We start from the raw sequence: 26,901 nt of genomic DNA, 5'->3' as shown, positions 1-26,901 counted from the left end.
AGGTGATAGGTCATGAGCCGACTAAGACTTTACATAGAATCTTTATAGTTTGAACAATTCACTTATAGGCATGTATAGCTCTATGTCTTTACCGTTTAAAGTATAATTAACATACAAAGGCTCATCATCTTTAAGTTCAATGACGGTATGCTTATATTGTTCTAAGGGCGGTACCAAACTTGACGTTCTGTAAGAGTAGCTTACATTATTCTTACCCGTGAACACACCGTAAATGATCATTTTAACCGAACCATCGTTTGTGGAAATACTGTACGCAGTATCAGTAAGTGTATTTGCCTTGATTGTACGAAAAACATGAATGTCTTTCCTGTTACCTGCCACTTCAGTACTGACAAATAAGTCCTGCGAAAGTTTGCTATGAATCTGGTAACTTCTAAGCCCCGGTAACACTGTTATATTCTGGGTTGTAGTATTACCTGCAACAGTAAGTGATACCTTGTAGTTCCCTTCCTTAACATAAGAGTAGGGAATGCTAGTGATAGTATTACCACTAACCTTAACGCCATTGCCAAAGTCGCATGTCCAATCTAAGGATTTGCTCTTTGCTTCAGTTGGAATCACCTCAATGACTTGAGTCAGATAGGCATTGTTCCCGCTGGAGAACTTAAAGTCTGATTGAGGAATTACAGCAGCGTCATTAGAATCTAACTTGTTGCAAGCTACATTGAACAACAAGATAGTGACAAGGAACAAGTATAAGTGCTTCATAATTAGAGGAACAAAGGTAGCGTTTAGATCTACGTAATACAACATGAGTACAAGCAATCGATGCTTGCATTAATTGTAGCAATAACCACCAGGTAATTTCACAAACAAAGTACAGTGCTAGTAAGGTCAGAACCGAGATTAGTGCCTTCCCTCTTTTAGGTTGCTTACAAGGGGTAAGGCATAATCTGGAACTTTAGGGTAGTCCCACCTGACTAGTGCAGGAAATTAGGTGTGACCCATTACCTAAGCTCATCACAACGATACGCCAAGTTGCGTTACGCTTAACAAGCTTTTCAAGCACGTTGCGCTTCACCATCCTTATGGCTGACTTGTCACACCGTTTGATGTTTGAGCAAAGTCATTCATCACATTCGCTGCCTCTGTACTTCTAAATGTTACGCGTTACTTCACTCATTATAAGTCCAGTCGCTCATCGTGTTAGGCTCACCTACGCATCGCAAATGGCTTCAGCCTTGTCACAGCTTTTAAGTCCAGCCGCTCAGCCCTTACAGGCCAAAAGCAGCGCCAAGCCTTTGTGAAGCATTCTGAGTGACCGCACCCAATAGGTGCTTCCTCCACTCAGACCATTTGCTCAATTCGCGTAGGACGGTTCGCATTAATTACATATATTAGATGCAACGAACCTTTTCGATTCTTGAAGCAATTAAATACTAGCAGTACGAACCAAAGCCCCACATAGATGATTTTAAAAAGATACAAAGTAGAAAACTTCCGATCAGTTTTAGATAGTGGTTGGATTGAATGTGAAAACGTTACAACACTAGTTGGAATCAATGAAGCTGGAAAATCGAATCTCCTGTTAGCGTTATGGAAATTAAATCCTGCCCGAGAGGGAAAGATTGATATTTTACATGATATTCCTGTTAGTAAATTGAGTGCTTTTCGCAAGACTCCAGATCAAGTAAGATTCATTACCGTGGAGTTCGAACTTGACGATGAAAGCATAGCACAAATAGAATCTACAGTTGATTGTGATATTCAAGGAGATAAATCAGTCATTGTAACTCGCTTTTACGATGGGCATTACACTTTTGAATTTCCAAGTGGAAAACCGAAATCAACAAAAGTAGAAACTACAACAATAGCTGGTGAGGAAGCTGAAGAACCGATAGAGGAAGAGACTATAGTTCCTTACGATGAGTCTTTCTTAGAAAAGGCCATCATAAGTGAAATGCCAACCTTTGTGTATTACTCGAATTATGGCAATTTATCTTCCCAATGTGATTCAATGGCTCAATGGAAGCACAATTGAAGGAATAGATATAAACGAAGAACAAGTTAGGACTCTAAGAGTATTATTCGACTTTGTTGGATTAAATCCGAAAGAAATACTGGAACTAGGGAAAGCCCCAAAGGAAATGGCAATGGCGCGCAATGGGTGGAGGAGCGGAATTACTCAACCGATCGCAACTGAAATAAAGCAAGCAGAAGACGACAAGGAAGAACGTAGCATTCTTTTACAATCTGCTTCAGGTGAATTAACAAAGCAGTTTAAGAATTGGTGGAGGCAAGGTGAGTATAAATTTAGGTTTGAAGCTGATGGAGACTACTTTCGTATTTGGGTATCTGATAGTATAAGAACAGATGAAGTAGCGTTAGAGCTACGTAGCACAGGGCTTCAGTGGTTCATTAGCTTTTATCTTATATTTCTTGTTGAAAGCCAAGAGAAGCATAAAGATGCAATTTTATTACTTGATGAAGCTGGCCTTACACTGCACCCCTTGGCTCAGAAGGACCTTGCTGTGTTTTTTGATAACCTATCAAGTAGTAATCAAATCATAAACACAACCCATTCACCATTTATTATTGATACTTCTCACATTGACAGATGCAGAGTAGTTCACATGGATAGAGATGGCTACACGGTGGCTTCTAGCAATTTGAGACAAGGCAGCGACGCATTAAATGAAAAGTCGATATATGCAGTGCATGCGGCTCTAGGTTTATCAGTTTCAGATGTGTTATTGCAAGGTTGCCAGTCTGTTGTAGTAGAAGGACCATCGGATCAATTTTATCTTAATGCAATTAAGTCTTTTTTAATAAGAGAAAAATTAATCTCGCCAGACCAAGAGATTGTATTCGTGCCTTCTGGCGGTGTCCGAGGAGTACCAGGGGTAGTCAGCATGATTTCCAGCAAAGCCGATGATATTCCGTATCTCATTTTAGATTCAGACAAAAGCGGCGAAGATGCGAAAAAGAAGTTATTAACAGGGTTATACAAAGGATTTGAAAGCAAGATCCTATATGTTAAACAGTTTACGGGATTGGACAACAGCGAAGTCGAGGACCTTCTCCCTTTCCAATTAATAAAAAAGGGAATTGACAGGTTATTCAATTCTTTAGAAGTAGACTTTGAAGAAAGCTATGATAATAGTTTACCTATTGTACCTCAAATTGAGTCATTTGCAAGCAGGAATGAAGTAGAGTTAGAGAAAGGATGGAAAGTACCTTTGGCTATGACAACAAAGACCCAATTGAAAAACAAAAAAATTGACTCTGTCAATTCTGAATACATTGAAAGGTGGAAGAACATGTTTAACGCCCTAATGTCGAAATAAACAATGATCTGAATATGCCATAGGCAGTAACTACCTGCACGAGTTCATACCATGCTATTGAATTTTTGAAATGTGATTTAATAAGAACGAAGTATATTGTTTATTCTCTACTCAAAGTTAGCTGAGCCATCCGCACACAGGTTCAGCTAGCTTCAAGGTAGTATCTCGTAATTGGGTTTCCATTGGCATAGAGCCTCCGCAATTACTCAATCTCCACCTTGCCTTTAGTGCGTCTGTTCAGCAGTTCGTTGCTTCGAGAATTCACTCGAACATAAAACCACTGCTATGACAGATATTAAACAGTTACTTACTGCTTTTGAACGTTTTGCTTACGGCAATTCCTTACACACTGCTTTTACTGACTTACTAGATTGGATGCTGCTACCTTTTAAGATGCATGATAGCACAGAAGCACACAGTGCAGCACTCGATACATACCGCAAGCATAAGAAGGTAAACGAACTTGTTGAGCTTGTAAAGATGGTAGGTGACTTGTCAGAAGGCTTTCGAGATCCACTTGGTGAACTGTACATGCAAGCTATAAGCAACGGACACAACGGCCAGTACTTCACGCCAGAGCCGATATGCGATATGATGGCAACAATTAGTGTTGGCAACCCAACCGATGGACAAACTGTTGCTGATTGTGCTTGTGGTAGTGGTCGGATGCTATTGAGTGCAGCAAAGATCAACCGACACCTTAAGCTTTATGGTGCAGACCTTGACATTACCTGTTGCAAAATGGCACTGGTTAATATGCTACTAAATTCTTTACAAGGTGAAATTGCTCATATGAACTCTTTAACCAATGACTTTTATAGAGGTTACAAAGTGAGTACTACACTCGTTAATGGTTATCATTATCCATGCTACATTGAGTTTACAGAGGCAGAGCAAAGTCTTATATGGCTTAAACCTGTAAAGGATACTGCACCTAAGTTTGATAAGCCGTTTGAACCTGTAAGTGCTAAAACTCCTATCAATGGCGTTCAGGGTAGCTTGTTTTGAACAGGCTACTTAACTATATTGCAAAGTTATTACTGAACACATGGGATATAAGAATGTCTGCCTAAGCTGCCACATCGCATTTAACAATGCTAATAGGACTGTGGAAATCAAATGTCCTACCTGTGGAGAGAGTATGATTTGGATGCCACATAGATTCAGACCTCCAAGAAAACTGGATGATAATGCTTGGGCTGTGGTTAAATACTTAGTTGATCACGGGTTTGATTACAGTCACATCTACGAAGTAATCCCTGACAATTCAAATGGCGCAACCAGATTAGTTACCTATCCTACCAAATTGTATGAAGCCAAAGAGTTTGTTGAGAATCATAAAGACAAAGCAGTGTTTGATAATGGAAGACACGTCTAAGCAATGAAGATTATTGATGCTTTCGTTGAGGCTAATGGAGCATTACTTATCCTCCTTAACTTATAAAAAGGCAGTCAAGCGCTCAATTAGTTCTTTATAAGTTAAACCGTCTACTAAAACGTAAGCTTCATACCTTAAATTTATTGCTAAAACCCTTATCCTCCATGAAAGCTCAACTTCTTCTATGGTTTGCACTTCCAATCCTTTTGCTATCCTGCACTATTGATAAACAAACTAATGATGGCACCAAGCTACTAAACTACGGATACTTCACTATCGAGTACCCAAGAGCTGGAAGCGGGTTGATGCCAAAGGGATTGATTCCTATGTAGGAGAGATACACATTGACACTGGCACAGTCGTTAGTTTTGATTTAGGCTGGTACTCAAATAGTCTAAGTGAGGGTAGTGAAGATTATATTATCAGACATGATAGTTTGCTAGTCAGACGTAGCTTACCCAGGGCATTAGGAAGTGTAAGCAGAGTATTAGATTACAGAGGAATCCCTAGTAGTAGCAACTTAGCTCCAATTACCATCAATAAGAAGCAATGGATTGTGGTTGATGGTTATAAAGCCAAGCTAGTCACGCCTACCCATACAGGCAAAGGAACTACAGGTATATTTATTGACAGCCTTTGGAATGCAGGAAGTGATACAGACAAGTTTCAAATCAACGGAGAGAACCTAACTCCAAAGCAACAACAGCAACTTATAGCTGCTATTAGGACATTGAAGTTCTATCAGCATCCAAACAAACGCAAGCAGGACAACAGCGAGTAAGCCTTATCTTTATTCTTATGACCGAAAGACCACCATTTGAAGCAGCGCACAACTGCATCTGTGCCTTTGCAGACATATCCATCCTTGAGTTCTACCAAAGATATTTTGACACCGTATATATTATGCTGCATCCCTTTTATAAGGAAGACGAATACGGTAAGGTCACTCAACTGGTTACTTGGAAAGAGTTTGTATCCTTAGCTGGCTTTAGAGACATTGCTCAACTTGACATTGCATTAAGAAACAGCATACGTGGACTTAAAAAGAAGTGGGAAAACGAAGAAGATGTGGAAACCCTGATGCGTACCGCGCATAAACACAATATACGCATGCCCTCAGAAGGTGAGTTTCAGGATGCTCTCAAAAAAGATATGCTCATAGGCTTGCAAGAACAAAGACATCATTACCTGTTTATAGGTGATGAGTTCGGCTTTGAACGAAAGGTTACATACATACAGGACTTGATAGAGGGCAAGGATCAGGTTACCCTAACTTACGGAGGTCATGAAGTCTGGTACACCAATCATAGCGAGATTCTTTACGCCTCACACTGGGATAGTCATTTTACCATGCTATGCTCAAATAGAAAGATAGTAGAAAGCATACTCAGCAAGCATCCGTTTGAGGGCTTTTACTGCAATGAGCATACGGAGATTTACTGGAGTTTACAAGACAAGGAAGTATGACGGAATGGAAAGCAGCCGGTTGGGTATTTAGTGTATTGATAGTAATTGGAATCGGTTTTGCTATTTACCTCCATCGAGAGAAACACCTCACAGCATCATACGGGCGCTGCAAATTTGATTATGCGTACCGTGGCAGCATTGATACTTTAAACGAAAGCTATCAGGCTGACCGACGTGCCTTCGGCAAATGCTTGTGTGAACTATATCTGACCAAACCTGATAATACTTTAGGGAGGCTCATTGTTCGGCAATCGCAGTACGGCTATCCTGCACCGCCAGACAGCACACATTCACCCATATACAAAAGCTTAGACACTTTAATTAAATATCGCAAGGAGGTGTTTGATCCCGTTATACTTTGGGACTAAGTGCAACGTTTAAAAGTTTAAGGGGATAGATCCTACATTTGGTTAAGAGTAAATGTTGCTTATACCCCTGTTAATTACACATTATCTTTAAGTTCGTATATTAATCAATCTCAAAGAATTGTATTATGCATCCACTATTGTCACGGAACGAAACTTACCAAGAAGAATCATTTGAAGCTATGCAACTTCGTTATCAAGGCTTTGGTAAAGATCTTTATCAACGGATACGAGTGGAGCTACCAGAGGTATTCGATCACTTGATTTTTTATAAAGCAACAAGGTATCAAACGACCGACAGTTATGCAATTCATGACGGTGACTCAAAGCCGTTTGCAATACAGCTAGACCCAGACATTGCTCTTATTATTTTTTGGAACCTAACTGTACATGTCGAAATTGGTACTTGGTCACAGGATGAATACGGTGAGGCATTAAACTTTATCAAAAGCAATTTACTTAACACAAAAGCCAACTAAGAGGCAGTCAATAACGCTCAATGATATTTAGGTAGCTTATTTTAGCGGTTTGCCTTTTAAATCAGTTTGCTTAGCTTTACCATCATGGCCATACACAAGGAGATCTTAGACAACCAGCTTTACCTCTATATGAACGGCAACCTTATCTACAAACGGTGGTTAGCTACAGGTCAATCTATGGTATTTGATGTCATGGCCTATGACAAGTACACGCTTGTAAGCATAAACGACAAAGCCTCTGACAATACTGGTAGTCTTCCAAGCAACATGGCTTCATTTGAGAATGCACACAGACATTCTATCTTTAACAAACGAGCAGTGCAGGACAGTCTCACTTGCGGATGCTTTTACTGCCTTCAGGTTTTTGCTCCCAAAGAGATTAACGAATGGGTTGAGGAAGATAATGATAAAACAGGAACAGCTCTTTGCCCTTACTGTGGGGTTGACGCAGTTTTAGGAAGCGCATCTGGTTATCCAGTTGATAATATTAGCTTCTTAACTTCAATGCATGAGCGCTGGTTATAAATTTGGGGGCTTGTTTACAAGTGCATCCTTTAAAAGGTAAATGGATTGCTGCTATACCTGCTTGAGGGTAAATGTTGCATTAATAAATGTGAAGAGCTAATTGCTCAGGCCGTCTTGCCACAATGGCTGGTTTGCCGTGAAAGACAATCACCTTACCTGTGACAGTTATGGAAAGGTTTCCCTGATCTACCGAGGTGCCATGATGTATCACAATTAGCTTTGGTTTTGGGTGCTTTCCTCCCATATAGTAGGTTAGATGTTTGTTTACAATCCGGCTGTTACTAATAGTATCATGGACGGAGATTACTTTGCCAATATACTCAGTGATTTTGTGAACAGGAACCAACTTCTGTGCTGATGCTTTATAAGTAAACAAGGCTACGAAGACTATGATAAGCAGGTACTTCATGCTATGAAGATAAGGAAAGATTGCTACATTGCAGTAAGTAAACAATGAACCGAACATCCTCAACTTATAGAACAAATATGCAGTTGCTTGCTGTGCTAATAATATTCTGCATGCTAGTTGCTTGTAAAAAGCAAAAGAACAAGGAGATAACGAGAGTAGAGTTTGCTGAAAGTACTTGCTTTCTTCCATGCGTTCCACTGGCTATTAGTATGGATAGCGCTCTCCATTATCAACTTTACGCAGACAGTTCGTATGTGAAGCGCACTATAGCTCAAAGAAGCTATAGAGGAACGATTAGTCGAGAGTTATGGGACGAGTTAACCGCAAAGTTGGAAGATATTGACTATAAGCACCTGCATGCTGGTAATGGAGAATTTCCAAGCGATATTCAAAAGGTTGAACTTATTATTTACTGGGGAAATCGTAAAACTCACTTAGAAACGGCAATGGACAGTCATACAGAAGTGGGTAAGATGCTTTATTGGATTGACAGTACTTACAAACGGGTTAAGCTCAAGCCTGCAACTAACTCCCTTAACTTTGCCACTATCTTGCAGCTCGATCCCAGAATCACACACCATCAATAACTATCCCTTTGCAAACAGGTGTAAACGGTTTAACTTGTAAAAGGAAAATGTACTAACTTAGCCTCAACAACTCATCCTACGAATGCAATATAAAGAGCTACCCTTCATGCAGCTTAGGCAAGCCTACACAACTGTTAAACGGTTTCTGGAAGATCAAGCTGCCTGTGACGTACATTCCTTGCACGATAAAGTGGGTGATGATTTAGGACTTGCAGGAGATGATGTAGAAGATCTATTAGTTAAGTTTGTTGAACAACATCATCTTGCCTGGGGGAACTTTGATTTTAGCAAACATTTTGATTCAGAAGGTGAGATATTCGCTTCCAGCTACGAACTATATAACTTAGCCGTAATGGTTATCAAGGTAGTGCTGTGGCTTATTGAAATGCTTTCGTTCAAACAGATACAGTTCAACAACAAACCCGATTGGTACAGGCAATCAGACGGAAAGGAAAGCGACTTGACTTTTAAACAAATGCTTACCTGGTATATAGAAAAGGACTTTACTGCTGTTGAGCAGATATCATACAAATTAGCAATGAGCCGTCCGCTATAATCACAAACTTCTGCAAACAATGGCGTTAGACTTCTATAATCTTCAAGATACTAAGTTAAACCATCGGCTATTCAGTCTTAATGACGCAGATTTAGAAGCGATTGAGAGCATTCTATTTGAATACAAAAGAGCTACTGGCATAACTCTTGACCGTTACGGCAATACGCGCTTATACCAAGACCATGTAAGCCTAATCATAAAGCTTTTGGAAAGTACAGCAACCGAGCTACCGCAATATAGTCAGCAAAGCAAACACCTTGCACTTATCATTAGTAAATTTGAACAAGCTGAAGACGATTTATTAGCTATCGGAGATTGAGCCGGAGGTTTATCAATTCAAAATTTACACACCCTCTATAAAGACTAAAATTGAGAAAGCTGAATTAGCTTTGATAACCAGTTAAAAGCAGAAAGATAATTGTACATTCGAATAACTTACCCTAATCACATTACCAGATGACATTCATCCTTAAAGCTGGACTGATCGCCAACTTATGTACCCTCACCTTGTTTAGTGTTTCTCCGAACACTGAAACTAACTGGAATAACGGTAATTTAGGTAAGGAAGTAAGCATGCATAACCCATCCGCTGCACAGGATGAACAGTTCGATGCGTTCTTTAAAAGGTTCAACAGGCATGCTGACTTCCAACTCGCCAGCATTGTGTTTCCTCTTAAAAAGATAACGGTAGACGATGACAATAAGCAAACGGTTGAGTACATCAGTAAGCGAGCGTGGAGGTACATCAACTTTGCTAAAATACAGTACGTTGTAATAACTAAGGATAAGGTCTCTAAAAGAGACGTAACGATTCTGCTTCAAATTGAAGAAACTGGTGTGCATATACAGTATAAGTTTGTAAGTAAAGCAGGTAAATGGTATTTAACTCTCATCACTGATGAATCTACTTAACAATATTATTTACCCTTGTTGACTTTTAAAGGATGAATAGTAACTTGTCAACACATGACGAAGATTGAAGAGCCTTTGCCTAAAGAGTTAACTGATATTATGGATATCACCGAGTTTGAGAATGAAGCAGGCATTGTTATAGATTCCGTAATTTTTAACACCTATGAACTATATCTAAACTTTTCCTTTCGGTATTACGATGAAACCCCTCCCAAAAAATGGCGACTTACAGTAGGCCATGCCAAGGAAGAAAGAATTGTGAGGGACTGGACATCATGTATAGCCCTTTACAAACAGCATCCACGCTTACTGGAATACACAGACGCTCATACAGAACTATACTTCAATGGCACCAGTACACAATCCCTCAATTTATTTGCAGACATCTACAAATCCTTGCAAACGCTGACAGACAACCTGGACGAATTAAAAGGATATGTGCTTGGTCCCTGCACAACAGAAGCGCTTTGCCAGCAAGGTTACGGTCTGTTTGCCAGAGGTCCGAAAACGATTTTAATGCTTTATCAGCAGTGTTTAATCAAACACGGAATTCATTCCTATTTTGTGGGTAAAAGAGAGGCTTTAGCGGAGGATAGTACAGCGAAGCTATTTACCTTAGGCGATAGTTACATCATAGGTCAGGACTTTCATTTTGAGAGAATTTCATAAGCACCTTTTAAAGCTGAGATACTTCGGCACTTACTTACATTCCCTTAAAAAGAATTGATCCGAAGGCAGGCATAAGGAACTAATAAACCATGAATATAACAAATGAATTTACCTTTAGTGCTTCTATCATATAAGGTGAGCGTTACGAGATCGAAGGAATAAACATTTGGGATCATGAATGGAAAAACGCAGGTGAAAGAATTCTTGTGAATGATACGAGCGGAAGGAAAGTATCCATATCTGTAAATGAGATTAACGCGGACGGTAAGTCAGTGCAGTTTGCCATCCATGAGATTTCCAATGGTGCTTTCATCGTCTACCATAAGTACTATAGTAATTAAATCCTATCTGCACATTTTCTGAGCACATGGTATAGCACAAATAGTATTGAATAAGAAATGTGCAGCTACTTGACTGCCGACTTGCCTATGTTCACTTGTAAAGATAGAAGTAAGTTATTCTTTTACAAGTCAAGCCACTCAATCCAAAGTTTTCACACCCTCTATAAACTAAGAATATTCAAAATTCTTGGATTGCCTAATTAGATGGACAGATCAATTCAAACTTTCAACACCCTCAATAAAACATAAAATCTTAACTTTCCTGGATTGAAATCTTGCTTAACCATGCTAACCTTTAATGTCAATGAGTACACTATAACAGTCAACGATGCTACATCACATGCCTTAAATAACCTGTCGGGATTCGATGCGGTGTATCTCAATGATGACGGTTACAAGCCTACCTCAATGCAGGCTATTCATCTACATAGTGATGGCGTACCATTAAAGAGCATTCTCCTTGGTGCAACAGGTGGAGGCACAGGTGTGTATGATAATACAGCACTGATTGATAATGACCGATTAGTTACCTGCTGTTCAGATACTGTATTTTGTTTATCTACAACCAGATTAGATTTATTATGGCAGACCAAGGTCGACATGGCTACTTGCTTTGCAGTATATCAGTACCAGCAGGATTACATTGTACATGGAGAACTTGAGATTTCAAGATTAGACAGCAGAGGTAACATTGTTTGGCAAAACAGTGGTGCAGATATATTTGTAACACCACATGGAGATAGTAATCTTATACTGCTGGAAGATGGTATTGTTGCTACTGACTTTAAATTTAGTAAATACGTCTTTGACTATGACGGAAACGCCATCTCTTATACTACAGTAAACAGTGAGTCCACATCCATGCTGCGTCCTCTGAGCCCTTTAACCTATCAGGTAGTTGCTTACAGGAGTGTACCTGACTATAACATGGATGAATGTGTAGATTGGGCTATGGAGATGGTTAAGCTGGGATATGATACCGAGAACTTGCTTATTCTGGCAGGCTTATCAAAACCGGTGAACTACTTCGAAACGGTTACATATCTGGAAGCAGCAGTCCGCGAAATTAGACTTAAACTAAAGGCAGGGGATGAAGGCGTAATCAGTTACAGCAGCTACTATATCATGCAGATTGCTCATGGAATTGATATAAGAGAGAACCTTAGAAAAATCAGTGTCTACTATGCTGATACGGATCACCATGAATCAATTGAGAGCTTTGATCAGTTGCGATGGGCATGGGACGATATGGATTGGAACGATGGTCAGCAATGGTATTGGCCTGGAGCCACACTAGATAATATAGAAAAAATTGTTATAGACACAGCAAAACAGTGGTTGGTTAACAATGAACCGATCTATAGTCAGGGCCTTGATACCCATACTCATGAGGTGACAGCAAAACCTCAAATAACTGAAGAAGATGTATCACTGATTGATGCGATTAAAATGACGTTGCGCCACTATCCTGAACTGGTTATTGAAAACCAGGAAGCTTATGAACTTGTGATAAGAACAAATATAGAAAATGGTTTTGCTATCGGGCTGGTTACATCTGATCGTGAATACACGCTTTACTTTGACGATTACCACATGCACTATGATATAGGTGATGAAGAAGAGATTCTGCAACTCATTGTCCATGCACTTACCGGAATGCTTAGGCTTGAGGTATACTCAAAGTATGGTCATGATTACAAATGGATATTACAACAAAAGGACACTAACCAAGACTGGCAGAATAAAGGCACAACTGCTATATTAAATCTGCGTTTCTGGATAAAACCGGAGACAAGGTACTTGCAAAATGATAGTATCTTTATAAGTTAACATACGAAAGCACTCCGCGACATTACCTTTGTAACGAGATGTATTAAATTTAAGGGCAAAACCAATTACAAAGATGAATGACGTTTTTACCTGTAGCACTACGATCCTTGAAGGTGAATGTTATGAGATTAACGGATTGAATATTTGTGAACATCAATGGAAGAGCACAGGAGAAAAAGTTATTGTAACAGATACCAGCGGACGAACGGTTTTTATGTCTGTATATGAAATTAGGCAAGAGGACAAAACTGTTCAGTTCACAGCAGATGAAGTTTCTAATGGATTATTCGCAATACATCACAAGTATTATGGCCTATAACTGCCCGGCACATTCAATTTTGACTAGCTGTAATTGGCATTACCCTCGTCAACTTATAAAAGGATGAAATAAGCGCCAACCTGACTCTTTAAAAGTTAACCAGTGTACCTAACACTTACAAAGAGCTTAAATCAATTCAACATTTAAGCAACCCCAATAAGAGTAAAAATCAAGGAAAGTTGAATTGAAGTTATTGAGACAATTTCATGTTAAAGGGCATAATAATAACAATAGTCGATACAAAAATGCCCCACGTTTGCAGTGCTACTATGCACAGAGAGGGAATCATTAATCATTCAAGCAAAGTTAGGCAACGGTCTGAATACGCTTTAGCATTTTAGAAGGTGTAACCTGTAAATCAAAAACAGTATCCAAAACTTATATCATCCCCTATAAAAGGGATATTTTAACTTTTCTTGGATTGACTAATGTTACTTGTTGTTCCGTAGCTCAGCTGGATAGAGCGTATTAGTAAAGTTAGATTAGTGAGAGTGCAACCTTCTTATTCTTATATAAGCTATACAGCTACGAGAAGCTATAGAAAGTAGGAGAAAAAACTATCATTAATTACAGAGCAAAGTTAGGGCTTCGACTGCTGAAGCGCATGAAAGACTACGGCATAAACACAACCTACACACACGACCTTACATTTATTCCGTTTCCTTTCTTGCTTGATTGTCTCAAACCTGAGTTGTGCTCAAATAATTAATTACTCACTTAACATCATAATTATGAAACAACTATCTTTGAGTAGCAAACAGCACTTTGTATACGGTACTGTATACGGTTAACAAGAAAGTATACCAGCAGAAACAGCGTTAATTAACAGATTTAGCAACATCAAAGACAGTATATTTACAGCATGGGGTGCTGGAGGTCGTAGGTTCAAATCCTGCCATCCCGACAAAAAAGAGCATATTTGAGAGGTTTTAGGACTGATTGGATATGCTTTTTTACTTCTACAACATTCTGATACTTCATGGTCAAATATTTTTAACGTAAACACAAAAGGATCCCAATGGAATCCTTTTGTGTTATTAACAATAAGCAGGTTATTGCCTTACCAGTTCCTCAGAAATTTTCCGATCACCGGTTCCTCCAACATATTTATAATTCAGTTTGAAGGTCTTCGTGCTCGGATCATACGTACAAGCACCATCATTTTGTATGGTACCATTAGCAGATCGTGAAGAAGGTGTAACTTTTACGGTATTATCTGAATTGATAGTTAAATACATCCAGTAACCGCTTCCACCTAAATCCCCAGCTTCTGCTTCTACAACATTAGGACTTATCGTTGTTAAACTTTTTTCACGATCGCTCCAAGTTCTGTTATTTGCTGATTGAGCCGCTGGGAATGTAATACCTCCGGTAGCTTTATATGTGGCATCATAATCATTTTTTACACCAAAAAGCACCATGATCGTATCATTGCTTGCGGCATGAACAGATAAGCCGCCGGTGTTACTTATGATATAAGCTAAGGCATATTTTTTAGATAGATCGGTCCATTTCGTTCCGTCTAAATTAATAGTAAACTTCTGAACGAAATCGCCTGGCGCAAAGTTAAATGCCAGGTTGTTACTACTTTGAGTTACGCTCTTATTGGCTATTGTGTAAAAAGAAACCGGTAGCACTTCATATTCTGTTTCGTGAGCTTCATTATACTTTGTTATAGCATCAGGAATTGCTGTCAAAACTATTGATTGAGACTTTTGAAGCTCCTGATTATTTGCTGCGTCTTTTTTTATGCTAAACAGATCTACATTACCACTTGCAACAGGAGCAGTGAAAAATATACTTTGTTCCAAGCCTTCAGGCACACCAATAAAGGTTGTACCCGACTCCAGCGTTTCGTCTGCATCGTTCACATCTTTTCTGCACGCAGAAAACAGCATCGTTAACGAGCAGGCAAGCATTAAAAATTTTATGTTTTTAAATTTCATGTTTTACGTTTTAAAGGGGTTAATTATTCTGATCCCACCAAACTCTCGAATCCTGAGTGTCGCCACCCGGAATACGAGCCACAGCCTCTCTCACATTTGCACCATTGGTGTTATACTCACTGGTAGCGTATGTAAACCGGCGAACGATCTTTTTTGAGCTATTTGTAGCATCAGGTGCTGGTGTAAGCGACGGGATACCCGTTTTACGCCATATATCCCAGGCCATGTGCCCATCAGGATAACTGGCCAGATATCGTTGCAGAATAATTTTATTATAAGCATTACCTGATGATAAGTTTACACCCGATTGATTCAGGTAAGTATCTGTAACTGTATAGCCCCACTGTTCAAACGACTTGGCTATACCCTGCCTGTACATATCATTGGAAGATTCAGTTGTCCAGCCAATATTGGCAGCTTCTGCCCGCGCCAGCAAAACTTCGCCTGCAGTAATCATACTTACAGTACCTGTTTCTGTCCGTAAGTCCCCACGCAGCACGCGAGCCCAGTTGGTATTGGCATCGGTAAAAGCAATCGCAGAATTCCGGGCTAAGCCGTATGGTACCCCTACGTTTGATGAACCTGTAGACCCTGAAATTTCACTTGAGCCGCCAAAAGCATTTTGCCGTGTATCATTTAAGGAGTTGGTTATATCGGTAACAGTTTTACTTTCGGCATAATCTTTCCGGCCATTGTAAAAGTTCCACCACTCGCTCTTGTAATTACCACCTGGAAAGTTCACATCAAAATTCTGCGAATTTTCGGTAATCAGGCCACCATTCGCTGCTATGGCTTCTTTAACAGCCGTAGCTGCATAACCCGAAGATGCTGGCACCTTTTTAGATAGTTGTAGTGCCACTAATAGTTTCAACGAGTTTGCTGCTCTTTTCCAGGAAGCTACATCGCCATTATAAATAACATCCCCTGCTATAGCTGATGTATTGTCAAAACTTGCAACAGCTGATGTCAACGTGGCTAAAATACCCTTATAAATATCTTCCTGCTTATCATACTTTGGCGTGATAGCACTGATCCCTTTTAGCGCTTCGCTATAAGGAACGTCGCCCCAGGCATCAGTAATAGTCCAGAAAATATACTGCTGCAAAATCTTAGCTACCTGAACTGCATTATTACTCTGGTTCAAATTGATGATGTTTTGCAAATCATATAATGAACCGCTGTAATACCCGGTAAACGATATTTGAGGCAAGCTATATAATGATGTATTAGAATACTGTGTTTCTGAAAAGTACTGTGCATACTGTGCGCCGTTAATCGCTACATCATTTCTGGCCGCAAAGTTGGCAATACCAGCCTCCACATTGGTTAATAAAGCCGATGGTATTGGTGTACTAATACCGTTCGGATCTTTATTAACATTACCAAAATCATCTATTTTATTGCAACCTGCACCCCAAATCAAGGCAGTTGCCAATAAGCTTATATAATATCTTTTTTTCATGTTTGTCTACTTAAAAAATCCCTGTAATTAGAAGGTCACTCTCAGGTTAAATCCAAGGGCTCTGGTACCAGGAAACTGTGAAGTTTCACCACGCAACTCATCTATTTGAGATGGGTCAAAACCTCTGGTTTTAGCATAAATCAACCATAAGTCGCGCGCTGTTATTTGAAATGTGGCTGTTTGTATAGCTTTACCTAAACCTAACTTTTTAACCGGAATATTATATCCCAACCCTAACTCACGTAGTTTCACGAATGTTAAGTCATATATATACGGATCGTATGTTTTGTTGTTGGTTAAGCCTTGGAAGTAAGTTTTTGCATCTACATAGTAACTAACCGGATTGTTGTTGGCATCAACACCAGTTACATGCACGCCACCACCATCAGCAATCGGGTCACGCACTGGGTTACCTTTGTCGTTCAACTCTGCAGTTATTTTTGTTAAACCGCTAAACGTACCGAACATTTGAGACAAGGAAACAAACTTACCACCTACCTGATAATCAATGTTTACATTCAGGTTAAAGTTTTTATAGATGGTAAATGCGTTTTGTAAACCACCGGTGAAACGAGGCAGTACACTACCAAAATATACGTTTGGATCGTTTTGGTATAAGCCACCTGATGTCAGGATTGGCACGCCATCAGCATTACGCTTAATACCGTTACCATAAATCTGACCCCATTTCATGCCTTTTTGGTGAATCATGTAAGGCATGTCGCTACCCCAAACACCACTAACACTGATGCGATCTACACCATATTGATCACTAATTTCAACTACCTGATTTTCTAACTGACGGCTCCAGGTTGAGTTAAAGGTCCAGTTAAAGTTTTTAATTCTTACTGGATTACCACTAAGCGAAAATTCTAAGCCTTTTCTTTTAATTAAACCAATGTTGGTTAGTATAGATGAAAACCCGCTCGCTGCATTTGAACTTAGGGTATAAGGAATCCCTTTATCAGTACCCATGTAATAAGTACCTGTTACACCAATACGGTCATTGAAGAATCTCAGGTCCAAACCAAACTCTGATTGCTTAGTAACAGTTCCTTTTAAATTTTGATCTACATATTGGTCAGGCGTGTTCATCAACACGTTTGCACCCCATTTGTACTGGTTAATACCATATAACATACCAGGGTAACGGTAAGCACCAAAGGTTTCATTTGTTGTACCTAATGCTAAAGGAATCTCACCATATGATGCTCTTACCTTGGCATAGCTCAACCAGCTTTGTGTACTTTTTGGCAGCAACTCGCTAAATACAAATGAACCATCGATTGATTTTGATACAACCGCATTATCAGAAGCTTTTAGGGTAGAGTACCAGTCTTTACGGATGTTACCGGTAATAAACGCCATGTTCTTATAACCGAAAGTGGCCCTTCCTAATATAGCACGATATTGCTCTTGGGTTCTGGAGTTCGAAACTGAGGGCTGATCAACAGAGTTACCTATAGTAAACAGGTTGTCAACACTTAAGCCATTGTTGGTGCTGGCATAATTGTCTTTATATGTCCAGTTGAAAATATCAGTACCTACGTTTGCATCAACAGTGAAATCTTTGAACTTTTGGTTGTAGGTAGCAAGTAACTCATAGTTCTCCCTGTTTGAGTAAGAAGTACCAGTTCTGTAATAACCCTTTCTACCCGTTTGTGAACCACTGTATTTCAATTCCGAGTACTCTCTGTTTTCACTATAAGCATTAGTCTGGTTTTTACGATAAGTACCTCTTACACTGAAATGATCATTAATTTTATAAGTTAAAGCCAGATTACCGTATAAGCGGTCTCTTTGCTCCACTTGTTTATAAAAATCGGTGAAGGTATATGGATTGTACCAGTAATTACCAGCATAAAATGCCGATGGGTTAGATGGATCATATGCGCCTGGATTTAGGTGGTTCCAGCTAACATAAGTACCATCCGGCGATTTCAGGCCCCGCAACTCTTTCAATATACTCATATCCAAATCGCGGTGAAACCATTGGCTGAACGCCCCGGTTGTTAAATTTGAGTAATCGTCATTTATCTCACCGTTTACTTTTTGGCTTATATAGTTAATATTGGCACTCACCTGTAAATGCTTATTTAAATCATAGGTGGTGTTTAAGTTAAAGGTGTTTTTGTTCAGATTAGTGTTCGGAATTATGCCACGGGCATTTTGATTCGCATAAGATAATCTGATGTTATAATCATCACCGGCTTTAGTAAAAGCTACGTTATTATTTAAAGCGATACCGGTTTGATAAAAGTTTTTAGCATTATCCGGTTGAGAAGTTAAGCTGGCCGTTTTGTAAGAGTACTTAGTGCCGCCAGCCCAAGCATACCATGGAATATATTCCTGGCCAACCATTTTTGGCCCCCAGCTGCTATCATCGCTGTAGTCAGGATAGTATTTACCGTCTAATGCTTTCCATTCAACCGGATCGCCCTCTTTCCACCGGTACTGCATTAAATCCGCAGAAGAGCCACCGGCATACGTATTCTGATAATCCGGCAAAATATAAACTTTGTCAAATTGAGCACCCAGGTTTAAGCTAATACCAATACCATTTGCTTTTCTACCTCTTTTTGTAGTGATTACAATTGCACCATTAGCACCCTGTGAACCAAACTGAGCTGAAGCCGCCGGGCCTTGCAATACCGTTACACTTTCTACATCATCCGGATTTAAATCGTCTGAGTTAGGAACAATAGTTCCGTCAATGATATATAATGCACCTAAACCGGTACTAAATCCGGTTGCACCGCGCAATCTCACCTCTGTTTGGCGCCCCAACGCACCGGCCGACTGGCTACGTACTTGCAAACCAGTTGCCTTACCAGCTAACGCATTGTTAATGTTAGTTTGGCGAATTGTGTTTAATTGATCTCCGGTTACCAGTGATGCGGAAGCACCCGTTGCACGTGATGATTGCTTTACACCGTAAGCACCAGTAATTACAACTTCTGTTAACTGGCTTGATGCCGACGACAGCGTAATATTTACTACTGACCCGGAACCTACTCCTACTTTTTGTGTAGTATAGCCAATAAAGCTAAACTCGAGTGTATTAGCTGTTGACGGAATATTGAATGAGTATTTACCATTCCCATCCGTTTGCGTACCTCTTGTTGTTCCCGGAACTTTTACAGTTACGCCCGGAAGCGGCAAGCCATCATCTTTGCCAGTTACTGTACCGGTTACTGTACGGTTTTGCGCATAGGCTTGGGTACCTATAAGCAGCAAAACCCACAGCAGGTTTTGTAAAATTTTTTTCATGCGTTAATTATTTGTTTGATTAAGTGGTGTTAAAATATAGATTTTAATCAAAAACAAGAAAATTTTCAATCAAAAACGCAAAAAAAGGTTAAAATCCAGCTATAATTCCACAAAACACAACTACAACACGGCAAAAAAGTCAATAAATTGAATCTTTATTACCAAAAGCGACTAAAGACTATTATATTGATACCAAATCAATGAATAAGCTATAATCTTGGAAATACTTCGTGATATATAAAACTGAATTAACTTTTTATTAAGTTAAGTACAATAAATAACCTAAAGTGCGCTATTTTATCAGCTTTCATGTGCCGGGTATGTAATCCTGCGTATTCAAGTTAACTTGTCAAAATCAGCAGCAGAGTTACAGCAAGCTTTATTATTTTCATATATACCTAATAAAGCTACTCAATCACAGCCCATACCGGAAACATCCCCTATCCAACCGCTGTTAAACCTGTATGAATAATGTGTTGTTTTTAGGCGATAGCTTAACCGCTGGATATGGCTTACGTAATGTGTCAGAAGAATCGTTCCCGGCTTTGATCCAGCAAAAGATAAATGCGGCCAGCTTACCTTACCGCGTAATTAATGCCGGCATCAGCGGCGATACATCTGCCGGGGGATTAACCCGGGTTGATTATCTGCTTAATCAGCCTATCCATATTTTTGTGCTGGAGCTGGGCATCAATGATATATTGCGCGGTATACCGCCGCAAAGTACGGCCCGTAACCTACAAGCTATTATTGATAAGGTAAAAGCCAGATATCCACAAGCTAAAATGGCCCTGATGGGTATGGAGCTGCCCCTGCAATTTGGCGGCTTGCTGGGCAATTTGGCCCAGGAGTTTATGCGCCTATTCAGAACCATAGCCGAACGCAACCAAATGGCCTTTGTACCCTTCTTTCTGGAAGGCGTTGCCGGACTGGCACACCTGAACCTACCCGATGGTGTGCATCCCTCTGCCGAAGGCTACCGTATTATTGCCAACCGGGTATGCCCTGTTTTACAACAACTGATGGTACCACCCACCAGTTGAACCTAAACGCCCACGAACCATTTAACCAACGGTGTGTTGTTTAAACATGCGTAGAAGATACATTCTTATTATCCTGCTCACTGTTGTTTTAACAGCTATCGTTGTGTACACAACGGTTTACTTCTCGGCCAAACCGGCGCAACTGGCCGGGGTTGATACGGCCAATACCTTTTACCAGCACAAGGTAATACCCGTAGTGGTACAAAATGAGATCAAAGCAGCACTGAGTTACTACCCGGAGCTAAAAGAAACGTCCATACATTTTGTGTTCGATCCTAATACCAGCAAATCCATCATGCTGTCGCAACCGGTGCTGGGCAGTATTTTTAGGGGGCAAACGGGGCGGGCCTATGTGGTAAAGATCAACCCCAATTTTGTGATGGCACATGGCTCCATGCCCATACAAAACGTGCCTAAGGATATTTTGGTAGGCTGGTTTGGTCACGAACTGGGCCATATTACCGATTATACGCACCGCAGCAATGCCAATATGATATTGTTTGGCTTACGATACGTGTGCTCAGACTACTACCTGATGCAGGCCGAGCGCAATGCCGATGGCTATGCCGTTGAGCATGGGTTGGCCGATTACATAATTAAAACTAAAAACTTCATTCTGCACACGGCCGACCTGCCACAGGCTTACAAAGACCGCATTAAAAAGCTGTACCTGTCGCCACAGCAGATTATGGACATGACTAAAAAGCTGAAGAAAGACCCCGATACCACCCACATCAAGTCGCCCGCAGCCATATAAATTATAGGCGGGCAGGTGTGGATACAGTAATCAACTTAAGTGCTTAACAAAATCTTCCCACTCCAAAAACTGCTCTTCTTTCATTACGCGGGGTATTTTTACCTGGCCGCCAAGCTTTTTCTTTTCCTCGCTCCATTTATAAAAATGCTCAACCGGTACGGTAACCACCTCTACGTCTTTTAAAGCGCGGGTACGGGCTACGGCATAGTTCTTATTATTGTCTTTCAGGTACTGGTCAAGCGCCTGGGCCACCTCTGCCCTATCCACTTCTTTATCCGTACTGATGTACCAGCGGTCAATCAGCTCCTCGCCACGGTGAATGGTGGCAACAATGAATTCATGAATGGCTATATTAAAGCGATTCTGTATTTCCTGTATACCGGCATTCATCTGGATAACCGATAGCTGCGAGCCGGCTACATTTAAAAATTGCTTGGTACGGCCACTGATCTTAATTTCGCACCTGCTTTTATCGGTAAACATTACCGTATCACCAATGGCATAGCGCCAGGTGCCTGATACGGTAGATATGAGCAGTACATAATCCTTATTTTCCTCAACATCGGCCAAACCAATTACTTTCGCATCGGGCACTACGCCTCCATCTTCGGTAATATACTGCTCCTCAAAAGGTACAAACTCAAAATAAATACCATTATCTACCACCAGGGCCATGGCTGATGTATCAGGCCTTTTCTGCATCGCTAAAAAGCCCTCGGATGCCAGATATGTATCAATGTATACCAATGGGTAAGCCAGCAGTTTCTCTAAACTTTTTCGATAAGGCTCAAAAGCCACACCGCCGGTAGTATATACGGTGAGGTTAGGCCATATCTCATGAATATTTTTGAGGCCATGATAACGGATCACCTCTTTCAGCATCAGTTCAATCCATGCTGGTATGCCTGATAGGCCACCGATATCCCAGTTGGGTGCCTGTTTGGCAATTTCTTTAACGCGTTCATCAAAATCGCTGATACTGGCAATTTCTTTACCCGGGCGATAATATCCCTCAAACCACGATGGTATATTGCTTGCGCTGATACCGCTTATCTCGCCGGCCAAATGGCCGTTAATATCTTTGAGGGCGGTGCTGCTGCCCAGCATTAAAATCTCTTTGCCGTAAAAGGTGGCAGGTAAGTTAAAATGCGCCAACGCGGCTACCTGCTGCATACCAGAACGGCGTATGGCATCCAGCATATCATCGGTTACCGGTATGGTTTTACTATGGCTCGTGGTGCCGCTGCTGAGGGCCAGGTAACGGGTAGCGCCCGGCCAGGTTATATCATTTTCGCCTGCTACCACACGGTGCCACCACTCGCGCTCCAGGCCATCGTAATCAAACACAGGTACGGTACGGGCAAAGGCTTGGGCTATATCCGGGTTGCTTAATATTTTCTCAAAATCATAGTGCTTGCCAAACGCCGTATTTTGTGCTTTGGTGAGCAGTTGGTGCAAAACCTCTTGCTGTGCCTGTACAGGGTCGGGCTCTTTTATAAATTTGTCGGTAAATTCAATTGCCGTTTTAAGCAGCTCGCCAATAATTGCCATAAATGTTGATATCCGTTAATGCTACCATAACAACATTAAGGACAAAATGATTTGGCGAGTACTAAGGTTGCAAATTACGCTTGCCTTAGCAAGCAGCTCACTAATCTCAGCCTGTGATTAAGCGGATGCTTGACTCAACTTATTTTCTTAGTATAATTATGAGTTATTACTTTAGCAAGCACGGGTTTAATCTTAGTAATTGATCCCATTATTCATTTACTACTACCCGAGCAAACGCTTACACAATATGGCTATACATCCTGTTGATGAAATCAACGAACGATACCAAATCACCACTGGCTTTAAAAAACGTGGTTTGAAAAAATTAACCAATAACCCTAAAACTTCCGTTATCCAGTTCTCTTCACCACTGACAGAGAAAGAAATAGAAGCGCTGGAGGAGTTTGTTTTTGCTGAACGGCCGGATATTACATTGCGGGTATTTGGTCACTACATGGACGATTTGGACTTAAACTTTCTAAAAAGAATACCATCATTAAGGAGTTTTTCTGCAGATAGCCTAAGGAAGACTAAGGGAATTGAAGTTTTAACAGGATTGAAGGGTCTTGAATCTTTAACTATAGGAATCTATGAACTGGATAATTTCGATTTCCTTGATGGCATCAATCCGGGTTTGAAACAACTTAGCTTGCATCGGACACAATCAAAAAAACCAAGTATAGACAAACTGACCCGATTTGTTAATCTTGAAGAACTATATCTTGAGGGGCATTTTAAAGGTATAGCATCTGTTAATAGTTTAAAAAAGTTGAAAAAGATTACACTAAGATCTATCTCAACGCCTGATTTAAATTACTTAACAGGGTTGGAAGAGCTATGGTCTGTTGACATCAAGCTGGGCAGTATAAAAAATTTTGATGCTTTGTCTTCACTTCCTAACTTAAAGTACCTTGAAATGTGGCAGGTTAGAGGACTTACCGACTTGTCTTTTGTTGCAAATCTGACCGCTTTACAAAATCTGTTTCTTCAATCACTCCCGGATGTTAAAGAGCTACCTAATTTAGACAGGCTATACAAACTCAGACGAATTTATTTGGAAAACATGAAAGGATTACAAAAACTGGATCCATTAAAAACGGCTCCAACATTGAAAGATTTTGTATATGTAATGGCACAGAACCAAAAACTGGAAAACTTATACCCTGTATTGGAGAATGAATGCATTGAAGCTGTTTCATGCGGCTTTGGCAGCTCCAAAAAAAATGAGCAATTCAATAATCTGGCAAAAAAATTCAGAAAGAAGGAATACGAATACACGCCATTTATATACAGGTAAACTGCCTTAAGAGGGTGTACCTCAGCAGCTCCTTTAAGCAATGCTGTACAAACAAAAAGCGGCCCGGTAATTACCGGGCCGCTTTTTGTTATTTAATCCTAATAGTAACCTATTATTTGCCAAGCAAAGCAAACTGGCTCTCTTTCACATCGCTTGAGTTAGGGCCAATGAAGATTTTAAAATCGCCGGGCTCTGCTACGTATTGCAGGTCGGCATTGTAAAACTTCAGGTCGTTTTCGCTGATGGTGAAAGTTACGGTTTTGCTTTCGCCTGGTTTCAGGCTGATTTTCTGGAAGCCTTTCAGCTCCTTAACCGGGCGGGTAATGCTACCCACCAAATCGCGGGTATACAGTTGCACTACTTCTTTACCCTCTACGCTACCGGTGTTGGTTACCGTAACGCTGGCTGTGATAGACTGGCCGGGTTTAAAACTGTTGGCGCTTAATTTCACATCACCGTAGCTAAAAGTAGTATAGCTTAAGCCGTAACCAAACGGATACAACGGATCGTTGCTTACATCCAGGTAACCTGAACGGAACTTGGTAAACCAGGTACCTGGTGCCAACGGTCTGCCGGTACTTTTCTGGCTGTAGTACATCGGTACCTGACCAATATTTTGCGGAAAGGTGGCCGCCAGTTTACCCGAAGGGTTTACATCGCCAAACAGCACGTCGGCAATGGCATTGGCTGCCTGTGAGCCACCAAACCATACGTTCAGGATAGCGGGTACGTTTTCGCTTTCCCATTTAATGGTCATCGGGCGGCCAGCAAATAATACCAGCACTACCGGTTTACCAGTTTTTAACAAGGCGGCCAGCAGGTGTTTTTGCACCTCAGGAATACCGATATCTGTACGGCTCGAGCTCTCGCCGCTCATCTCCGAACTTTCGCCCAGGGCGGCCACAACTACGTCGGCTTTTTGTGCAGTGGCAACAGCCTCGTTAATCACCACTTCTTCCGGGCGCTCATCACGCGGAATATCACGGCCAAACATAGTTGCATTCTTTTGCAAAGTAGCATCGCTGGTCAGGTTTGATCCTAAGCTATTTAATACCGTTACCTTGTTACCGGCTACGGCTTTGATGCCTTCAAGCAGGGATGGTGTGTTTGCCAGATCGGCATTTACACTCCAGGTACCCGGCATGTTGGCACGTGTATTAGCCAGCGGACCAATTACGGCAATAGTACCTGCTTTTTTTAGCGGCAACACTTTGTTCTGGTTTTTTAGCAACACAAAAGTTTGTGCCGCAGCATCGCGTGCAAACTTGATGTTAGCAGGTGTTAAAATTTCGGTTTTAGCACGTTTTTCACTGCAGTATTTATATGGGTCATCAAACAAACCCAGCTTGTATTTAGCTTCCAGAATCAGGCGGCAGGCATTATCAATGTCCGCTGCGCTTACTTTACCTTCTTCCAACGATTTTTTAAGCGTTTTTACATAGCCTTCGCTCACCATATCCATCTCCATGCCGGCTTTCAGTGAAAGTGCAGATACCCGTTGCAAATCGCCCAGTCCATGCTCTATCAGCTCATTTACACCGGTATAATCAGAGGTTACAAAACCGGTAAAGCCCCATTGCTTACGCAACAGATCGGTAAGCAGCCATTTGTTGGCGGTAGCAGGCACGCCATTGATATCATTAAACGAGGCCATTACGCTACCGGCACCCGCATCAATAGCAGCCTTGTAAGGCGGCAGGTACTCATTGTACATACGGTTCAGGCTCATGTCGGTTGTATTGTAATCACGGCCCGATTCGGCAGCGCCGTACAGGGCAAAGTGCTTTACACACGCCATTAACGTGTTATTCTTTTTCAGGTCATCGCCCTGGTAGCCTTTAACCATTACGCGGGCAATTTGCGAAGCCAGGTAAGTATCCTCACCGCAGCTTTCTGCAATACGGCCCCAGCGGGCATCGCGTGCTATATCCACCATTGGCGAAAAGGTCCAGTTAATACCATCGGCACTGGCTTCGTTAGCGGCCACACGGGCAGTACGCTCCACCAAGGCCATATCCCAGCTGGCAGCCAGTGCAAGCGGTATAGGAAAAGTGGTTTTATAACCGTGTATCACATCCTGCCCAAAAATCAACGGAATTTTAAGACGGCTTTTGGTTACGGCAATTTGCTGCGCTTTGCGCACGCGGCCCGGAGTGGTTAAGCTGAAAATACCGCCTACCTGCCCTTTGGCAATCTTGCCCTCTACGTCGTTACTCACCGCTTCGCCGGTGGTAGCTTCGCCGCCGGTAACCAGGTTAAGCTGACCGATCTTTTCATCGATAGTCATCCTGGCCATCAGCTGGCTTACAAAGGTGTTCATTTTAGCTTGTTCGGCAGGCGCCGGTTTCGGCGCTTGTGCTCTTAGCGAGCCGGCACAAAAGGCCATCATGCACAATAGCGATGTCGCTTTCTTCATTTGTTAGTCTAATT

24 protein-coding genes are annotated in these 26,901 nt (G+C 41.1%); 17 read left to right on the top strand and 7 right to left on the bottom strand.

The features are described 5' to 3' along the window. Positions 1-42: 42 nt before the first annotated feature. On the bottom strand, positions 43-729 hold the full coding sequence (locus tag KHS38_RS15310) for a PKD domain-containing protein (RefSeq protein ID WP_213489419.1): 687 nt from the start codon (positions 727-729) through the stop codon (positions 43-45). Between the two features lie 700 nt (positions 730-1,429). Between KHS38_RS15310 and KHS38_RS15305 the strand changes: the two genes are divergently transcribed. The 8 genes from KHS38_RS15305 to KHS38_RS15270 all read left to right on the top strand — a co-directional run bounded on the left by KHS38_RS15305 (position 1,430) and on the right by KHS38_RS15270 (position 7,522). Then, positions 1,430-2,002, top strand: a complete 573-nt coding sequence (locus KHS38_RS15305) for an AAA family ATPase (protein ID WP_213489418.1) — start codon at positions 1,430-1,432, stop codon at positions 2,000-2,002. Further along, positions 1,950-3,308, top strand: coding sequence for an ATP-dependent nuclease (locus tag KHS38_RS15300; RefSeq protein ID WP_213489417.1), 1,359 nt, complete (start codon positions 1,950-1,952; stop codon positions 3,306-3,308). The genes KHS38_RS15305 and KHS38_RS15300 overlap by 53 nt, the downstream gene beginning before the upstream one ends. A 285-nt stretch (positions 3,309-3,593) precedes the next feature. Continuing rightward, complete coding sequence (locus KHS38_RS15295; RefSeq protein WP_213489416.1) at positions 3,594-4,316, top strand: N-6 DNA methylase; 723 nt, start codon at positions 3,594-3,596, stop codon at positions 4,314-4,316. Between the two features lie 806 nt (positions 4,317-5,122). Beyond that, positions 5,123-5,467, top strand: coding sequence for a hypothetical protein (locus tag KHS38_RS15290; protein ID WP_213489415.1), 345 nt, complete (start codon positions 5,123-5,125; stop codon positions 5,465-5,467). Positions 5,468-5,484: 17 nt separating this feature from the next. Next, positions 5,485-6,153 (top strand): DUF2711 family protein, encoded by a 669-nt coding sequence (locus KHS38_RS15285; RefSeq protein ID WP_213489414.1) that lies wholly within the window; start codon positions 5,485-5,487, stop codon positions 6,151-6,153. Next, positions 6,150-6,521, top strand: a complete 372-nt coding sequence (locus KHS38_RS15280) for a hypothetical protein (protein ID WP_213489413.1) — start codon at positions 6,150-6,152, stop codon at positions 6,519-6,521. The genes KHS38_RS15285 and KHS38_RS15280 overlap by 4 nt, the downstream gene beginning before the upstream one ends. A 125-nt stretch (positions 6,522-6,646) precedes the next feature. After that, positions 6,647-6,997, top strand: a complete 351-nt coding sequence (locus KHS38_RS15275) for a hypothetical protein (RefSeq protein ID WP_213489412.1) — start codon at positions 6,647-6,649, stop codon at positions 6,995-6,997. 84 nt (positions 6,998-7,081) lie between these two features. After that, complete coding sequence (locus KHS38_RS15270; RefSeq protein WP_213489411.1) at positions 7,082-7,522, top strand: hypothetical protein; 441 nt, start codon at positions 7,082-7,084, stop codon at positions 7,520-7,522. 79 nt (positions 7,523-7,601) lie between these two features. Here the strand turns inward: KHS38_RS15270 and KHS38_RS15265 are convergent, their stop codons facing one another. Continuing rightward, complete coding sequence (locus KHS38_RS15265) at positions 7,602-8,120, bottom strand: hypothetical protein (protein ID WP_213489410.1); 519 nt, start codon at positions 8,118-8,120, stop codon at positions 7,602-7,604. Between the two features lie 140 nt (positions 8,121-8,260). Between KHS38_RS15265 and KHS38_RS15260 the strand changes: the two genes are divergently transcribed. The 6 genes from KHS38_RS15260 to KHS38_RS15235 all read left to right on the top strand — a co-directional run bounded on the left by KHS38_RS15260 (position 8,261) and on the right by KHS38_RS15235 (position 12,826). Continuing rightward, positions 8,261-8,518, top strand: a complete 258-nt coding sequence (locus KHS38_RS15260) for a hypothetical protein (protein WP_213489409.1) — start codon at positions 8,261-8,263, stop codon at positions 8,516-8,518. A gap of 82 nt (positions 8,519-8,600) precedes the next feature. Then, the gene (locus tag KHS38_RS15255; RefSeq protein WP_213489408.1) at positions 8,601-9,074 is read left to right on the top strand and encodes a DUF1493 family protein; all 474 of its coding nucleotides are present in this window, start codon (positions 8,601-8,603) and stop codon (positions 9,072-9,074) included. Positions 9,075-9,093: 19 nt separating this feature from the next. Continuing rightward, positions 9,094-9,393 (top strand): hypothetical protein, encoded by a 300-nt coding sequence (locus tag KHS38_RS15250; protein ID WP_213489407.1) that lies wholly within the window; start codon positions 9,094-9,096, stop codon positions 9,391-9,393. Between the two features lie 137 nt (positions 9,394-9,530). Next, on the top strand, positions 9,531-9,986 hold the full coding sequence (locus KHS38_RS15245; protein WP_213489406.1) for a DUF4348 domain-containing protein: 456 nt from the start codon (positions 9,531-9,533) through the stop codon (positions 9,984-9,986). A gap of 54 nt (positions 9,987-10,040) precedes the next feature. Beyond that, positions 10,041-10,655, top strand: a complete 615-nt coding sequence (locus KHS38_RS15240) for a hypothetical protein (protein WP_213489405.1) — start codon at positions 10,041-10,043, stop codon at positions 10,653-10,655. A gap of 626 nt (positions 10,656-11,281) precedes the next feature. Next, positions 11,282-12,826 (top strand): hypothetical protein, encoded by a 1,545-nt coding sequence (locus KHS38_RS15235; protein WP_213489404.1) that lies wholly within the window; start codon positions 11,282-11,284, stop codon positions 12,824-12,826. Positions 12,827-14,197: 1,371 nt separating this feature from the next. Here the strand turns inward: KHS38_RS15235 and KHS38_RS15230 are convergent. The 3 genes from KHS38_RS15230 to KHS38_RS15220 are packed head-to-tail and all read right to left on the bottom strand — an operon-like array spanning position 14,198 to position 19,823. Continuing rightward, positions 14,198-15,091: a BT_3044 domain-containing protein gene (locus tag KHS38_RS15230; RefSeq protein ID WP_213489403.1), complete on the bottom strand. Its 894-nt coding sequence runs from the start codon at positions 15,089-15,091 to the stop codon at positions 14,198-14,200. Positions 15,092-15,110: 19 nt separating this feature from the next. After that, complete coding sequence (locus tag KHS38_RS15225; protein ID WP_213489402.1) at positions 15,111-16,553, bottom strand: SusD/RagB family nutrient-binding outer membrane lipoprotein; 1,443 nt, start codon at positions 16,551-16,553, stop codon at positions 15,111-15,113. A gap of 27 nt (positions 16,554-16,580) precedes the next feature. Beyond that, positions 16,581-19,823, bottom strand: coding sequence for a SusC/RagA family TonB-linked outer membrane protein (locus KHS38_RS15220; protein ID WP_213489401.1), 3,243 nt, complete (start codon positions 19,821-19,823; stop codon positions 16,581-16,583). A 464-nt stretch (positions 19,824-20,287) separates the two neighbouring features. On the opposite strand from KHS38_RS15220, the gene KHS38_RS15215 reads away from it, so the two are divergent. Together KHS38_RS15215 and KHS38_RS15210 are read left to right on the top strand one after the other, a co-directional pair. Then, positions 20,288-20,866: an arylesterase gene (locus KHS38_RS15215; RefSeq protein WP_213489400.1), complete on the top strand. Its 579-nt coding sequence runs from the start codon at positions 20,288-20,290 to the stop codon at positions 20,864-20,866. A gap of 46 nt (positions 20,867-20,912) precedes the next feature. Next, on the top strand, positions 20,913-21,623 hold the full coding sequence (locus KHS38_RS15210; protein ID WP_213489399.1) for a hypothetical protein: 711 nt from the start codon (positions 20,913-20,915) through the stop codon (positions 21,621-21,623). Between the two features lie 30 nt (positions 21,624-21,653). On the opposite strand, the gene KHS38_RS15205 is transcribed toward KHS38_RS15210, so the two are convergent. After that, positions 21,654-23,174: a GH3 family acyl-acid amido synthetase gene (locus tag KHS38_RS15205; protein ID WP_213489398.1), complete on the bottom strand. Its 1,521-nt coding sequence runs from the start codon at positions 23,172-23,174 to the stop codon at positions 21,654-21,656. A 247-nt stretch (positions 23,175-23,421) separates the two neighbouring features. Here KHS38_RS15205 and KHS38_RS15200 point away from each other — a divergent pair, with 247 nt between their 5' ends. Next, positions 23,422-24,471, top strand: coding sequence for a leucine-rich repeat domain-containing protein (locus KHS38_RS15200; RefSeq protein WP_213489397.1), 1,050 nt, complete (start codon positions 23,422-23,424; stop codon positions 24,469-24,471). Between the two features lie 112 nt (positions 24,472-24,583). Here the strand turns inward: KHS38_RS15200 and bglX are convergent, their stop codons facing one another. Beyond that, positions 24,584-26,887: a beta-glucosidase BglX gene (gene bglX, locus KHS38_RS15195; protein ID WP_213489396.1), complete on the bottom strand. Its 2,304-nt coding sequence runs from the start codon at positions 26,885-26,887 to the stop codon at positions 24,584-24,586. Positions 26,888-26,901 lie beyond the last annotated feature (14 nt).

The sequence above is a fragment of the Mucilaginibacter sp. Bleaf8 genome (assembly GCF_018390515.1).
Classification (GTDB): domain Bacteria; phylum Bacteroidota; class Bacteroidia; order Sphingobacteriales; family Sphingobacteriaceae; genus Mucilaginibacter.
The sequence above is the reverse complement of the archived record's forward strand: the minus strand, read 5'-3'. Positions and strand labels throughout refer to the sequence as shown.

Coding starts and splice junctions, on each gene's coding strand:
- KHS38_RS15230 (WP_213489403.1), bottom strand. CDS start 15,091: ATGAAATTTAAAAACATAAAATTTTTAATGCTTGCCTGCTCGTTAACG.
- bglX (WP_213489396.1), bottom strand. CDS start 26,887: ATGAAGAAAGCGACATCGCTATTGTGCATGATGGCCTTTTGTGCCGGC.
- KHS38_RS15245 (WP_213489406.1), top strand. CDS start 9,531: ATGACATTCATCCTTAAAGCTGGACTGATCGCCAACTTATGTACCCTC.
- KHS38_RS15220 (WP_213489401.1), bottom strand. CDS start 19,823: ATGAAAAAAATTTTACAAAACCTGCTGTGGGTTTTGCTGCTTATAGGT.
- KHS38_RS15300 (WP_213489417.1), top strand. CDS start 1,950: ATGGCAATTTATCTTCCCAATGTGATTCAATGGCTCAATGGAAGCACA.
- KHS38_RS15205 (WP_213489398.1), bottom strand. CDS start 23,174: ATGGCAATTATTGGCGAGCTGCTTAAAACGGCAATTGAATTTACCGAC.
- KHS38_RS15295 (WP_213489416.1), top strand. CDS start 3,594: ATGACAGATATTAAACAGTTACTTACTGCTTTTGAACGTTTTGCTTAC.
- KHS38_RS15235 (WP_213489404.1), top strand. CDS start 11,282: ATGCTAACCTTTAATGTCAATGAGTACACTATAACAGTCAACGATGCT.
- KHS38_RS15255 (WP_213489408.1), top strand. CDS start 8,601: ATGCAATATAAAGAGCTACCCTTCATGCAGCTTAGGCAAGCCTACACA.
- KHS38_RS15240 (WP_213489405.1), top strand. CDS start 10,041: ATGACGAAGATTGAAGAGCCTTTGCCTAAAGAGTTAACTGATATTATG.
- KHS38_RS15310 (WP_213489419.1), bottom strand. CDS start 729: ATGAAGCACTTATACTTGTTCCTTGTCACTATCTTGTTGTTCAATGTA.
- KHS38_RS15215 (WP_213489400.1), top strand. CDS start 20,288: ATGAATAATGTGTTGTTTTTAGGCGATAGCTTAACCGCTGGATATGGC.
- KHS38_RS15285 (WP_213489414.1), top strand. CDS start 5,485: ATGACCGAAAGACCACCATTTGAAGCAGCGCACAACTGCATCTGTGCC.
- KHS38_RS15250 (WP_213489407.1), top strand. CDS start 9,094: ATGGCGTTAGACTTCTATAATCTTCAAGATACTAAGTTAAACCATCGG.
- KHS38_RS15270 (WP_213489411.1), top strand. CDS start 7,082: ATGGCCATACACAAGGAGATCTTAGACAACCAGCTTTACCTCTATATG.
- KHS38_RS15305 (WP_213489418.1), top strand. CDS start 1,430: ATGATTTTAAAAAGATACAAAGTAGAAAACTTCCGATCAGTTTTAGAT.
- KHS38_RS15210 (WP_213489399.1), top strand. CDS start 20,913: ATGCGTAGAAGATACATTCTTATTATCCTGCTCACTGTTGTTTTAACA.
- KHS38_RS15200 (WP_213489397.1), top strand. CDS start 23,422: ATGGCTATACATCCTGTTGATGAAATCAACGAACGATACCAAATCACC.
- KHS38_RS15225 (WP_213489402.1), bottom strand. CDS start 16,553: ATGAAAAAAAGATATTATATAAGCTTATTGGCAACTGCCTTGATTTGG.
- KHS38_RS15265 (WP_213489410.1), bottom strand. CDS start 8,120: ATGGAAGAAAGCAAGTACTTTCAGCAAACTCTACTCTCGTTATCTCCT.
- KHS38_RS15275 (WP_213489412.1), top strand. CDS start 6,647: ATGCATCCACTATTGTCACGGAACGAAACTTACCAAGAAGAATCATTT.
- KHS38_RS15280 (WP_213489413.1), top strand. CDS start 6,150: ATGACGGAATGGAAAGCAGCCGGTTGGGTATTTAGTGTATTGATAGTA.